Origin of the sequence: Shewanella sp. NKUCC05_KAH, assembly GCF_019345585.1 — a bacterium.
GTDB lineage: Bacteria > Pseudomonadota > Gammaproteobacteria > Enterobacterales > Shewanellaceae > Shewanella > Shewanella oncorhynchi.
Map to the genome: position 1 here is coordinate 1 of NZ_JAHKQZ010000004.1, position 13,568 is coordinate 13,568.

The window sequence follows — 13,568 nt, forward strand, 5'->3', positions numbered from 1 at the left end:
GCCTTGTGGAACCACCTGATCCCATCCCGAACTCAGAAGTGAAACGCAAACGCGCCGATGGTAGTGTGGGGTCTCCCCATGTGAGAGTAGGTCATCGCCAAGCGCCTAATTTAGGTTAACGTGTAGACGTTAAGCTAAAGGAGCGGTAGTTCAGTTGGTTAGAATACCGGCCTGTCACGCCGGGGGTCGCGGGTTCGAGTCCCGTCCGCTCCGCCAACATTAAGAGATAAGCCTCATCGAAAGATGAGGCTTTTTTCGTTATGGCGTTGTGGATATTTCGTGTCAGTGACGCTAATGCTTCGGGCTCGAAGCATGTGGTTATCCTCATACTCGGCTATCATGTAGATGAAATCCTTATCAGAATATGAAATTTTTGTTTTAAAGCTAAACCAATTCTATTAATTAGCAAAATTTATCCATTCCCGAAAGCATAACTGAGTCATCCTCTGTAGCTCCTTAATGCATTCAGGCTATCGAGCATTACATAACAATATCGCCATACCTATTGAAACAACGATTTGCCAATGTGTGCTGTCTCGGCCATGGCTAAGTCTGCTCTATCGGATTCAATTTGATTCAAACGGTTGCTGTCTAATGGGGCTAGGACGTGTTCCTGTAGTAGTCCAAAGCCATGCTACTTCATTTTCAAAACGATTGAGGGAAAGGATAGATAAGCGCACAGATGCAGCAAGGTGCGCTTATGAAGGAGGGCTACTGGTTGTGCTCAGAATGTTTGCGATGGAGAACTTCAAGTAGTTCATCTTCGAGTTCGAAGCGTGTTTCCATGTTATGGGCGAGCTCAGATAGGTCTTTATCGAGTTGATACAATACGAAATCGTCTTGTGTTTCCGCATATTTATCGTTGAAATCTAATGCTGCATTCGTGGTTGGCGTTATCTTGGGCAATACTTGTTGTGCGAGCGTTTTGCTTGATTCGCCATATTCACTGCAGGCATTAACGACTTTATCATAGACCTCGAAATGTCCTTCGGAGACATAGTCAACTAATAAGTCACAGAAAGATTTAACATGTTCGAACGAGGGAAGTGATTTTTCTGATTTACTGTAAGGAGGAAGCCCAGCAATTTGGCAGTAATGCACTAACAGTTTTCGACGGTTTTTTAGCCATTGATCAATAAGCTTATTTGAACCGCCCCACTTCTGTTCTGCTTTTTCGAGTTCTCTCAGCATGATGCATTCCATTTAAGTGCCAGCACATAACTCTAATGTAGGGACAAGTTGCTAATCGATCAACTCTTTTCATGCGAATTTGCGAGAATGACGAAATGGACAAACCAGCTGTTTCGTATCGAAAAATGCAAATAAAAAGCCCAACGATAGAAACCTATCGTTGGGCGAGTAAAGTTTATAGCAGGCTCGATGCGACGAGCTTCTTGATTGTTCTTGCTAGCGCAGACTTTTTATACCAAAGGCGGGGAACCGGCGCAACTTTTTTCTGTCTGAGTGTGACTTCGTTACGAATAAATGAGCAGTATGTTAGCTGGATAACATTTTCCGGTTTATGCGGTCAAATCGACGCCAATGATGGGGAATAGCTCACATAAATTTGCACATAAAGGTTACATTATTCGCGTAAATGCTAAACTACCGACCCAGCGGATCTCAATAAGACTAGGAACCAAGCCCAATGGCAGAATTAAAGAATGATCGTTATTTACGCGCCCTACTAAAAGAGCCTGTCGATGTGACCCCTGTGTGGATGATGCGTCAAGCTGGCCGTTATCTTCCTGAATATAAAGCCACTCGCGCTCAAGCGGGTGACTTCATGTCTTTGTGTAAAAATCATGAGCTTGCCTGTGAAGTCACGCTGCAACCTTTACGTCGTTATGATCTCGATGCGGCGATTTTGTTTTCCGATATCCTAACAGTGCCCGATGCTATGGGTTTAGGTTTGTATTTTGAGGCGGGTGAAGGCCCACGTTTCGAACGCCCAACAGACACTATCGATGCGATCAAAAAGCTCTCAATTCCAGATCCAGAAGATGAGCTGGGTTATGTGATGAAAGCCGTTAGCACTATTCGCCGTGAACTGAATGGTGCAGTGCCGTTAATTGGCTTTTCTGGTTCACCTTGGACCTTAGCGACTTACATGGTTGAAGGTGGTTCGAGCAAAACCTTCGAAAAAATTAAGAAGATGGCTTACGCTGAGCCAATGGCATTACACATGCTGTTAGATAAATTAGCCGATTCAGTGATCTTATACCTGAATGCTCAAGTTGCTAACGGTGCGCAATCTTTGATGATATTTGACTCATGGGGCGGTGCGTTATCGCACTCTGCTTACCGTGAGTTTTCTTTGCGTTATATGCAGAAGATTATTGATGGTCTGACACGCTTTGCCGATGGCCGTAAAGTGCCAGTGACGCTGTTTACTAAAGGCGGTGGTTTGTGGCTAGAAGCGATGGCAGAAACTGGCTGTGATGCACTAGGTTTGGATTGGACGGTAGACATTGCCGATGCCCGTCGTCGTGTCGGTCATAAAGTTGCATTGCAAGGCAACATGGACCCATCCATGTTGTATGCGCCAATTCCACGTATCGAAGAGGAAGTTGGCCATATTTTAGCGGGTTATGGTGAAGGTACTGGCCATGTATTTAACCTAGGCCATGGTATTCATCAGCATGTCGATCCAGAACATGCTGGCGCCTTTATCAAGGCGGTTCATGCGCAATCAAAGCAATACCATAAATAATTTTTGGTTTGCGAAACAGGCCCGCTTGCGGGCCTGTTTTATATCCGACATTTGAATTTGATAGCGTTGGAGCTTCTGGCGAAGGTATCTTTATGGATTAGCGTATGCGGTGGTTTCTATCGTCTGCGAGCTTAATGAGTCTTACTTTTAAACAACGACTTGAATTCCCTATATTCACATACTGATTATGTGTGAATTATCTTGATAAAAAAGTAAAACTTATAATCGTTTAATTTATAAATTTTAATTTAAATCAAAGGTATAAAATTGATTTAATTGCATGAAAATGTCTACTTTAGCAACGACTAAAGCGAAGTGATGTTTAATACTATTCGCAAATAAGATATGTTGCATGGCGCAGTGAAGGATTATGCAAGGCCGTCAATCAATTTAGTCATAACAAGCCGTGGTAAGAGATGCACATTGGCAAGAAAATAATGGTATTTATTGCGGGCTTTTGTCTCCCTGCGGTGGTAATTGTCTCCTATTGTCTTGGTTATTGGTACGACCATCGCGTCGAGCTATTACGTCAAGATAGTGCTAACCGTGAGCTTGCCAATATCCAGCAGCAGTTTCAAATTGATGTCGATCGCTTAACCTTTCTCACTAATATTTATGCCTTACCTTTGTCTCAATTAGATGAATATCAACTTAAAAAGCTTGAATCCTCGTGGCGCGATAGCTCAATGTCAGCCAATCTGAGTTGGTATATTCTACGGCAGGGTGAATTGCACCCTTTTTTCCCCAATGAACGTCCCTTTGAGAATGATAAGTTACGAGAAATCGCCAGTGCTATTGTCAGTGCCGATAAGCCCAGTGTTGCTGGCGCTTATTTGATGGGTAAGTACGCTTATGTCGTTACTTCCGTGGCTTCTGCGCCCAATGAATCTGTGCTGCTGGTACGCCAACTGACTGATAAAGACTTACTGGAATATGCTCAGGCCTTATTGGTGACTAAGGTGAGCATGAGCCATTCTCGCGACGTTACGCCAACAGTTGATGGTGCACACAGTGACGCGATAACCATTCCAAGCCTGTTAAAAGATAAGCCTGTCTACCTGCAAGTACTGTTTTCCGATGGTCCCTTTAGAGAGGTTAAATTTCAACTCGATTGGGTATCGCTCGGATTTATTCTCTTTGGTGTGTTTATTGTTGGCCTTGGTTATATTTGGCTGCGTTCGGGCTTACTCAAACCCTTTAAAAATCTGATGCATCAATTGGCGCTGGTCGATCCTATGTCCAGTGTATATCAACCCGTTACAAGCGAGGGTAATGAGGAATTAGAAGTGCTCGCCAGCCGTGTTAATAGCTTGCTGGCCAGAATTTATCAGCAAAAAGAACGCGCGAAAATCACCTTAGAATCCATTGCTGAAGCGGTGATTTTGACCGATGTCGATGCCAACGTGATTTATATGAATCCGCGGGCCGAGTTGCTTCTCGATGTTGCTAGTTGCTATGCCATAGGTCAGAGCCTTGCGAGTCTGTTAAAGGCTGGGGAGCAGTTGAATCAGGCGGTTTTTACCTGCATTCGTCTCGAAGAATCGGCACCGCAGGTCGAGAAAATCAAGCTATTAACTGCTTCGCCTCGGATTATGGAGCGCAGTATCAGCAATCTGCGCAATCACGATAAAGAAATTGTTGGTACTGTCGTGGTATTGCGGGATATCACTCAAGAAGAGTTGCTTAAACACCAGCTACAAAAAAGGGCAAATTTCGATAGCATTACAGGGCTGCTAAACCGTCAGGCATTTGATGAGCAGTTACCCCAATTTGCCGCCTCAGCTAAAACCATCGCCGTTTGTTATCTCGATTTGGAGCAATTCAAGTTGATTAACGACAGCTGTGGCCATACTGCAGGCGATCGTATGCTTGCTATGGTGGCTAAGGCAATGCAGGCTTGTCTTGGGCCACAGGAGCTATTGGCGCGCCTTGGTGGCGATGAGTTTGGTTTAGTGATTTGTAATCGTAGTGCCTTATCTGTGGCGCAATTACTGAAGCAAATGATCGCGCAAGTCTCCATGCAAGTGTTGAACGATAAAAACTGTAATTATAAAGTTGGCCTCAGCATAGGTGTTGCCTTTGGCCGAGCCCCCTATATTGATGCACAAGAGTTATTAAAAGACGCTGATATCGCCTGCATTGCCGCTAAAGCTAAGGGGGCTAATCAAATTCATTTTTACGATGATAAAGATAAAGAGCTCACCTACCAAAGAAATGCGCCTAAATGGGCGGTACGTATTGCGCAAGCGATTGAAGAAAACGAACTAATCCTGTATTACCAACCGATCCGCGGACTAGGCAGTGGTCCGCAGCGACAACGAATGGAAATCCTGTTACGAATTCAAGAGCCCTGTGGCCGCATTTTGGCGCCAGCGCAGTTTATAGCCGCCGCTGAACGTTTTAAGTTGATGCCAGATATCGATAAAGAAGTCATCCGCAAAGCTTTTTTATGGTTGTCTTTGAACCCCGTGCTTTGGCCTGATCATTGTATTTCGATCAACCTTTCGGGCAATAGTTTAGGTGCCGAAGGTATGGTGGAATATATCGCCCAGCAGCAACACATTTTTGATATTCCAAGCCAATGTATTTGTTTTGAAATTACTGAAACCACCGCGATCCAAAATCGCAATCGTGGTATGGAAATGTTGAAGCAGTTACGTAAACTTGGTTTCTCATTTGCACTGGATGATTTTGGCAGTGGTTTTGCCTCTTATGGCTATCTGCGTGAGCTGCCCGTGGATTATGTCAAAATCGACGGCTGTTTTATTAAGAATCTCGCCGTGAATGCTAAAGACTACGCCATCGTTAAATCGATTCAGGATGTTTGTCGGGTTATGGGAATCGAGACTGTTGCTGAATTTGTTGAGAATCAGGATATTATTGACAGGTTGTTGAGCATAGGCATTAATTATGCGCAAGGTTATGCGATAGGGCGCCCGCAACCCTTAGCTAATTATCGTGAGCAATATGAGATGAGGCTTGCACAACGCGCCTGAAGGATTGCGCTTTTAGCGTGATTATGCCAATTTAGCAAAAGGCGTAATTAACATAGCGATAACAAAGGAATGACTATGGATGGACTCACTGGCAAGGTCGTGATCATCACGGGTGCCTCAGAAGGTATTGGTCGGGCGCTCGCAGTGGCAATGGCGCGAATGGGCTGCCAACTGGTGCTCAGTGCGCGTAATGAAACACGTCTCGCCTCACTCGCTTTAGAAATCGCTAATTATGGTCCGCCTCCTTTTGTATTTGCCGCCGATGTCTCCAGCCCAGAACAGTGTGAAGCCTTAGTTGAAGCTGGAGTTGCGCATTATGGCCATCTCGATATTTTGATTAACAATGCTGGCATGACTATGTGGTCACGTTTTGATGAACTGACTCAGCTCTCGGTGCTTGAAGACATAATGCGGGTGAATTATCTTGGTCCTGCGTATTTAACCCATGCCGCGTTACCGCACTTGAAAGCCAGTAAAGGTCAAGTGGTGGTTGTGGCGTCAGTCGCTGGATTAACTGGCGTTCCTACTCGCAGCGGTTATGCCGCTTCTAAACATGCTGTGATTGGTTTTTTCGATTCTTTGCGGATTGAATTAGTGGATGATAATGTGGCCGTAACTGTTATTTGCCCCGATTTTGTAGTGTCACAAATTCACAAACGTGCCCTCGATGGTGCAGGTAATCCTTTAGGCAAATCTCCGATGCAGGAAGCTAAGATACTGACGGCTGAGCAATGCGCTAATATGATGTTGCCAGTGATTGCAACTCGAGGCCGTCAACTGATTACTTCACTTCGCGGTCGTTTGGGGCGTTGGCTTAAGCTGATCGCACCAGGCTTAATCGACAAAATTGCCCGCAGGGCGATCGCCTCCGGGCACTAAAGTCTTTGCCACTACAAGCTATTTGCCACTCTTATTGAGGTGCTTAATGATTGATTGTTCTGCCTCACTTTGGGTCGCTTTGTCCCCATCGATATCGATAGTCACAGTCGCGTTATGGCCCGTCATATCCTCTGCAATATGAAACCAATCTGGATGCCAGTAAAAGCTGGCTCCTTCTAGGGTTTGCCAGTTATGTACGCCTGATTTTTCACCTTGATAAATAAGATCTTTTATCGAATAACCCATATATTTACCCCATTAATTTCATGATTGTTAAAAATATAAGAAGCTAAATGGTGCACGTCATCTTAACCTAGGTGTGTGCTTTACATCACATTTTCAGGTAAACATAAACCCCGCCAGAGCGAGGTTTATGAATAGCGTTAGTATCTTAGCGAGATTAAGGTTTAGCACACTTATGGTTTGGTGCACTGGGTTGGCGAACCCACGCCTTTCCACTGTGTAGTGCCATCAGTGAGTGACAGGGGAACAAAGGTTAAACCTTGGCTCATATTGGCGGGTGGCAAGTCGGTTTCTAACTCATACATGCCCATGGGGATAGCCCCTGATGTGGCATTGGCGGCTGTTTGCGCGGTCGCAAGGCTTGAGTAGTGCAGGCCTAACATATCGAAATGGCTGCGCCAATCTTTGCCTGTGAGCTGACTCAAAGACACCAGCATAAAGTCGTTGCCCGGAATATCTTTCACCGTTTTGCCACCGTAGATACTATTGCCTTCAAACGAAAATTGGCTAAAGCCCAGTTTGCTACGATTCGCTTCCCAATCACTGGCGTTATTCGCATATTTACCGAAAATACGACTGTGTTGATACAGCAAGGTAAAGAGATTAAAGCCATTGTTCAGAGTGGTGCCGTCACTGAGCGTCATGCCGTGAGCCTTAAGCGCCATTTGGATGTAAAACGCCATGCGATAACCGTTATGGACAGCATAAGCATTGCTGGCCCAAGGCGCAGTGTATCTGTCTTCACCAGCATCGAGCACCTTACAATTGGCGCCAAACACTACGCGTTTACCACGGGTGTCTGTTGTACCTGCGGCATCGGACATAAACACATAAAAGAGATCCTTGTGGTTCATGTGACCATCGGTCACTGTGCCTGTATTGCCGTCGCGCAGATAATGGGTTTTCCACTTCACCACATAGGGGAAGATATTGTTGGAGTTTTCCCCTGCGCGGCTGCCATAACCTGCCCAGTTATCATGATCACTTGCCGCAGCATATTGCACATTGAGACGGTTAGTTTGTAGATTGTGGCCTAACTCATGGTTATCACCCCAACCCGTTGGGTCGATATTCCATGCTGCATCCCAAGGGTTACCGCTACAACCTCCACCGCATTGGGCATTTTGGTCATAATTCGCGTGTTGAATGATAGTGCGGGTATGCAGACTATTATCGATACAGTCGTCGCTAAACAGTCCTTTGCAGGCCGCTAGCACATCGGCGGGTAAGGATTCACTTAAGCTCTTGCCTTGGATCTTAAGTCCCGCAAGGGTGTAAACACTGTTGATATGGTCATCGACAATACTTTTGAGTAGCGCGTTTACATCGGGTACATCCCCGCCGATGGTGTTTAAAAAGCGGTCGCGACGCAGATGCTGCTCGGCACCATCGGTACGTAAGTCCACATGGGGTAATTCGGTATTTTGGATGCGATCGTTAAAGGCTGCTATTTCTGCAGGGTTTGAAAAATCCATAATGGTCGGATGTTTAGCCACATGCTCAGCGCTGACTTCGACACTTAACGCGCCGCCATCAGCACTCGAAGTATCGATATACAGATAAATCGGCCCGCCGTAGGGGGAAGAAAATTCAAGACTTTGTCCTTGAGCTAAGCGCAGGCGTTGCTGCGCCAACTCCAATGGACCGCGGTAGATTTTCTGCTCATAGGCACGGTTAGTATTGCGTCTGTGGTAGTTGAGTTTGATCTCCACATTTGCAGCGCTGCTATCGAGACGAGTCAGTTTAATGGTTTGTCCTGGCAGCGCATACCAGCCTGTGGTCGTCCATTGGCCTGCATAGGGCACGCTAATGGTTTTACGTTCAGTGACAGTCGCAGGATAAGCGTAGTGTGCATTGCTGCCCTTGCTGAGGTTAGCTCTGTCGGTAACATATTCACCTAAATCTGGCTGGGCTAAGTTATGGCTACGGGCATAGCTGACGGTCCAATCGGCAAACAGGGCCTGCTGCCACTGGGCGTATTCGCTGTAGGCTATGGGGTAGTCAATCTCGCTGCGATACTTATCGGCGAGCAGCAGTCCGGCCTTCATCAAGGGGAAGTCTGTTTTGGTAAACACATCGATAGCATGGGTATCTAAGGTTTCAGCATTGGCTCGATACCAATCGGCACCCGCCTTGAATGAGTCAACAAAGGCGGCAGCATTACAGCTCAAGTAATTACCGCCACAGTCGTTGAGTACTGAGGTGTCGAAGCGGCCTTCGTTAAGCTTACCGAGCAAATTATTCACTTTGGCCAGGGCGGTGTCTTCGACCAAAATGTCGGTCACACTGAGGTTATTGGTATTGAGTTTTGACCAGTAATTGCCAGAGGTAGAAAGCCCCATCTCAAGGTAAAGTGGCGACAGTATTGGGCTTTCATTACGCCAGTAGTTAGAGAGCAACAAGGGAATTCCTGCCGCTTTGGCCTTGGCGATCGCGGCTTTTATGCCTGCAAAACCGAGTGACTGACGGTCTAAGTCACTAATGATAATCAGATCCGGTTTCAGTGTGTTGATACAGTTGCTTAACTCGCTGTAGTCACAGGTATTTGCTGTATTAATGCTATGGGCTGCGGGGTAGTTGTTTGTAAGCCAAGTGCGGATCCCTTCATTATGGGGAAAGTACCAACTGTCAACCTTGCTCGGCATTTGGGCGGTCACTATGCTGAGGCCGTCTTTTTTATCGGCACCTTTGGTCAGCCAGCCTAAAAGATTTTTCAATAAAGTATCAGTTTGCGCCGAAGTGTTGACAGAAAATAGATTTCCTCCCATGGCCGCATATCTTTGCCCCTGTTGCTCGCCCGCCATCACTAACCCACGAACGGCGCTTTCCCCACTGCCATCGACATTTGATGGCAAGACTGTAAAAGTGTTCTCCGGCATAAAGCTCGAAAAGGTAATTGAGTCATGGGTTGGATGCCAAGAGATGCTGCTACCGACACCTTGATATAGCTGATTTATCTGGGCTTTACGTTTGATGTCGATATTAGCGAGTTCGGCGATGCTGAAATCAATTAACTCACTCGCATTGGCAAGCCTGTGGTCTTGGTGCTTAATGGCATTTTCGGCATTACTGATAAATGTCGGCGTGATAGTGCAATCGGCCGTCATGGCCGCAGTGGTGTAAGTCAGCACATTGAGTGTGCCACCACAGCCAGTAATGCCCTCAAGTGTAAAGCCGGTATCGGCTGTAATGCTAAAAATAGCGCTTTTGCCAGACTCCACTTTTTGGCTGCTTGGACTCAGTGCGCCACCTATTACCGATAGGCTGCTGGCGGTGTATTGCACCAGCGCGGGAGGTTGGACTGGCGGCTGAGTGGGTGTTGTCGTGCCAGTATCTTCTGAGCCGCCACCGCATCCGCTAAGCAGTATGGCAATGTAGGCATAAAGTAGTCTAATCCTCATGGGAGTCCTTGAACCTTGTGTATTTAACATTTGGTTGACATTGTATCTTGTTGCTCCTGTTTTCAATAGAATTAATTATATAATTTTATTGAAAATCATGATGTTATATTTGACGCTTGTCAAAAAACAGGCACAAAAAAACCGGCTTCTTGCCGGTTTTTTAATAGAGATATTAATTAATCTTGCTGTTCACGTGCGATTGCGCGATAACCAATATCGGTACGGAAATACACATCATCCCAGTGAATTTCATCAACCAATTTATAGGCGGCTTTTTGCGCTTCGGTGACTGTGTTACCCAGTGCCGTCGCACACAATACGCGACCGCCGTTGGTAACGACGTGGCCGTTTTTCATCTCAGTGCCCGCATGGAACACTTTGCCATTGTTATCGCCAAGGCTGAGACCCTCGATCACATCAAATTTACGATACTCATCCGGGTAACCGCCAGCGGCTAATACCACGCCCACGGCTGCGCGCTCGTCGTATTCAGCTGTCACTTTATCGAGTTCGCCACGGGTGGCGGCTAAACAGAGTTCCACTAAGTCTGACTTTAAACGCATCATAATCGGCTGAGTTTCTGGATCGCCGAAGCGGCAGTTGTACTCGAGCACTTTGGCGCTGCCATCGGGCGATATCATCAAACCCGCATACAAAAAGCCTGTGTAGACATTGCCTTCTGCCGCCATACCATCAACCGTTGGGCGAATCACGTTTGCCACAGTCCAATCGTGTACCGCTTGAGTCACCACAGGTGCTGGCGAGTAAGCGCCCATGCCGCCAGTATTTGGGCCGTAATCGCCGTTATCACGGGCTTTATGATCTTGGCTGGTCGCCATTGGTAGAATGTTTTTACCATCTACCATCACGATAAAGCTGGCTTCTTCGCCCTTGAGAAACTCTTCAATCACTACGCGCGAACCCGCTTCGCCAAACTTGTTACCGGCGAGCATGTCATCAATTGCGGCATCGGCTTCAGCTTGGTTTTGGGCGATGATCACGCCTTTGCCTGCGGCTAAACCATCGGCCTTGATCACCACTGGATAGCCTGTGGTCGCCGTTAGTTCACCTACGTAGGCTTTGGCATCGCTGATCTCGGTACAGTTTTTGTAACCCGCCGTTGGAATATTGTGGCGGGCTAAAAAATCCTTAGTGAAGGCTTTTGAACCTTCGAGTTGGGCTGCGGCCTTAGTTGGGCCAAAAATCGCTAAACCTGCGGCATTGAAAGCATCAACGACACCGATCACGAGCGGCGCTTCAGGGCCGACTATGGTCAGTTCAATCTTATTGGTTTTCGCAAAATCGAGCAGAGCAGGGATGTCGGTGGCGCTGATCGCCAGATTTTCAACATTAGGTTCTAGGGCTGTGCCCGCATTGCCGGGTGCTACATAAACGGTATCAACTTGAGCCGATTGAGCGGCTTTCCAAGCTAGGGCATGTTCGCGGCCGCCGCCACCAATGATTAACACTTTCATGGTTAAAACTCCCACACATCGCAAAGGAAAAGGCCCTAATCGCTAGGGCCAAGTTTGATTTAAGTTGTTATCAATGACGGAAGTGACGCATGCCTGTCATCACCATTGCCATGCCGTGTTCGTCCGCAGCAGCGATGATTTCAGCATCGCGCATTGAGCCGCCCGGTTGGATGATACAGCTAATACCCGCAGCCGCTGCGGCATCGATACCGTCACGGAAGGGGAAAAACGCATCGGATGCCATTACAGAGTTCACCACTTCTAGCCCTTCATCGGCGGCCTTGATGCCAGCAATTTTAGCGCTGTAAACGCGGCTCATTTGGCCTGCGCCGACACCGATAGTCATGCCGTCTTTGGCATAAACGATGGCGTTAGATTTAACGAATTTCGCCACTTTCCAGCAGAACATTAAGTCTTTCAGCTCGCTTGCAGTAGGTTGACGTTTAGAAACCACTTTGATGTCTTCTAAACCGACCATACCTTGGTCGCGATCTTGCACCAGTAAGCCACCGTTAACACGTTTGTAGTCTAAGGTTTGGGTCTTAGTGTTCCACTGACCACATTCCAATAAACGCACGTTGGTCTTCTTGGCAACCACATCGCGCGCCGCTTGGCTAACGCTTGGGGCGATAATCACTTCAACGAATTGACGCTCAACGATCGCACTCGCCGTCGCAGCATCTAATTCGCCGTTGAAGGCGATAATGCCACCGAAGGCTGAGGTTGGGTCAGTTTGATAAGCGCGGTTATAGGCATCGAGCAAGTCTTTACCTAAGGCCACACCACAGGGGTTAGCGTGCTTAACGATAACACAGGCTGGCTCGTTGAATTCTTTTACGCACTCAAGAGCGGCGTCTGTATCGGCAATGTTGTTGTAAGACAAGGCTTTGCCTTGCAACTGAATCGCGGTAGCCACAGAAGCTTCATCAATTTTAGTGTCAACATAGAAAGCCGCCGCTTGATGGCTGTTTTCGCCATAGCGTAAGTCTTGTTTCTTCACTAATTGGGTGTTGAAAGTGCGTGGGAACTTAGAATCAGCAAAGCATTCGTCCGTGCTGTGTGCAGGAACCATAGTACCGAAGTAGTTGGCGATCATGCCATCGTAACCCGCAGTGTGCTCAAAGGCCGCAATCGCTAAGTCGAAACGTGTCGCATGGATCGTGCTGCCATTGTTAGCCGTCATTTCTGCAAGTACGCGATCGTAATCGGCCGCATTAACGACTATGGTAACGTCTTTGTGGTTTTTTGCCGCCGCGCGCACCATAGTTGGGCCGCCAATATCGATATTTTCGATAGCGTCTTCTAAGGTACAACCGGCTTTAGCCACAGTTTCAGCGAAGGGATAAAGGTTAACCGCAACTAGATCGATGGCATTGATATTGTTATCGGCCATCACGCTTTCATCAAGACCGCGGCGCGCCAAAATGCCGCCGTGCACTTTAGGGTGCAGCGTCTTAACGCGACCGTCCATGATCTCAGGGTGTCCTGTGTAATCAGATACTTCGATAACAGGCACGCCGTTATCCGCTAACAGGCGAGCGGTGCCGCCAGTTGATAACAGTTCCACACCTTGGGCGTGAAGTGCTTTGGCGAACTCGAGAATTCCGGTTTTATCTGAAACGCTTAACAGCGCGCGACGAATGGGTCTGGCATTATTTGCAGCAGTCATTTGGGTACAGGGTCCAGTTATTTTAGTTTCAAGGATCTTTCGGAAAACAGAACAGCCTTAACGTTGTACTGCTTTCCAAAAGTCCCTTGGTCCTATTTTTACTTTATTAGCTAACTTTTTATCCCTTCGTCACAGCGCGCGTATTCTAGCGTAAAACTCGATTTACGGGTGTTTTTTCTGCGTGATTTCACA

The 13,568-nt window shown here is 47.0% G+C and carries 8 protein-coding genes, 1 tRNA gene and 1 rRNA gene; 5 read left to right on the forward strand and 5 right to left on the reverse strand.

The features are described from left to right. Positions 1–103: ribosomal RNA gene (gene rrf / locus KO533_RS04930) — 5S ribosomal RNA — on the forward strand; the annotation flags it as partial. Between the two features lie 36 nt (positions 104–139). Then, positions 140–216 (forward strand) — tRNA-Asp (locus KO533_RS04935). 495 nt (positions 217–711) lie between these two features. Here the strand turns inward: KO533_RS04935 and rsd are convergent. Beyond that, complete coding sequence (rsd, locus tag KO533_RS04940) at positions 712–1,191, reverse strand: sigma D regulator (RefSeq protein WP_113941703.1); 480 nt, start codon at positions 1,189–1,191, stop codon at positions 712–714. A 457-nt stretch (positions 1,192–1,648) separates the two neighbouring features. Here rsd and hemE point away from each other — a divergent pair, with 457 nt between their 5' ends. The 3 genes from hemE (at position 1,649) to KO533_RS04955 (ending at position 6,588) form a co-directional block, all read left to right on the forward strand. Further along, complete coding sequence (gene hemE / locus KO533_RS04945; protein WP_006079904.1) at positions 1,649–2,713, forward strand: uroporphyrinogen decarboxylase; 1,065 nt, start codon at positions 1,649–1,651, stop codon at positions 2,711–2,713. A gap of 416 nt (positions 2,714–3,129) precedes the next feature. After that, on the forward strand, positions 3,130–5,709 hold the full coding sequence (locus KO533_RS04950) for an EAL domain-containing protein (RefSeq protein WP_219253112.1): 2,580 nt from the start codon (positions 3,130–3,132) through the stop codon (positions 5,707–5,709). Positions 5,710–5,784: 75 nt separating this feature from the next. Beyond that, positions 5,785–6,588: an SDR family oxidoreductase gene (locus KO533_RS04955; RefSeq protein WP_219253114.1), complete on the forward strand. Its 804-nt coding sequence runs from the start codon at positions 5,785–5,787 to the stop codon at positions 6,586–6,588. An 18-nt stretch (positions 6,589–6,606) separates the two neighbouring features. On the opposite strand, the gene KO533_RS04960 is transcribed toward KO533_RS04955, so the two are convergent. From KO533_RS04960 to purH, 4 genes are all read right to left on the reverse strand, one after another. Further along, entirely contained in the window at positions 6,607–6,834 is a 228-nt protein-coding gene (locus KO533_RS04960) for a hypothetical protein (RefSeq protein WP_105250390.1), read from the reverse strand. 170 nt (positions 6,835–7,004) lie between these two features. Next, complete coding sequence (locus KO533_RS04965) at positions 7,005–10,232, reverse strand: ImpA family metalloprotease (RefSeq protein WP_219253116.1); 3,228 nt, start codon at positions 10,230–10,232, stop codon at positions 7,005–7,007. 176 nt (positions 10,233–10,408) lie between these two features. Continuing rightward, positions 10,409–11,707 (reverse strand): phosphoribosylamine--glycine ligase, encoded by a 1,299-nt coding sequence (gene purD, locus KO533_RS04970; protein ID WP_219253118.1) that lies wholly within the window; start codon positions 11,705–11,707, stop codon positions 10,409–10,411. A gap of 70 nt (positions 11,708–11,777) precedes the next feature. After that, positions 11,778–13,376, reverse strand: a complete 1,599-nt coding sequence (gene purH / locus KO533_RS04975) for a bifunctional phosphoribosylaminoimidazolecarboxamide formyltransferase/IMP cyclohydrolase (protein WP_219253120.1) — start codon at positions 13,374–13,376, stop codon at positions 11,778–11,780. Between the last annotated feature and the right edge of the window lie 192 nt (positions 13,377–13,568).

Coding starts and splice junctions, on each gene's coding strand:
- rsd (WP_113941703.1), bottom strand. CDS start 1,191: ATGCTGAGAGAACTCGAAAAAGCAGAACAGAAGTGGGGCGGTTCAAAT.
- hemE (WP_006079904.1), top strand. CDS start 1,649: ATGGCAGAATTAAAGAATGATCGTTATTTACGCGCCCTACTAAAAGAG.
- KO533_RS04950 (WP_219253112.1), top strand. CDS start 3,130: ATGCACATTGGCAAGAAAATAATGGTATTTATTGCGGGCTTTTGTCTC.
- KO533_RS04955 (WP_219253114.1), top strand. CDS start 5,785: ATGGATGGACTCACTGGCAAGGTCGTGATCATCACGGGTGCCTCAGAA.
- KO533_RS04960 (WP_105250390.1), bottom strand. CDS start 6,834: ATGGGTTATTCGATAAAAGATCTTATTTATCAAGGTGAAAAATCAGGC.
- KO533_RS04965 (WP_219253116.1), bottom strand. CDS start 10,232: ATGAGGATTAGACTACTTTATGCCTACATTGCCATACTGCTTAGCGGA.
- purD (WP_219253118.1), bottom strand. CDS start 11,707: ATGAAAGTGTTAATCATTGGTGGCGGCGGCCGCGAACATGCCCTAGCT.
- purH (WP_219253120.1), bottom strand. CDS start 13,376: ATGACTGCTGCAAATAATGCCAGACCCATTCGTCGCGCGCTGTTAAGC.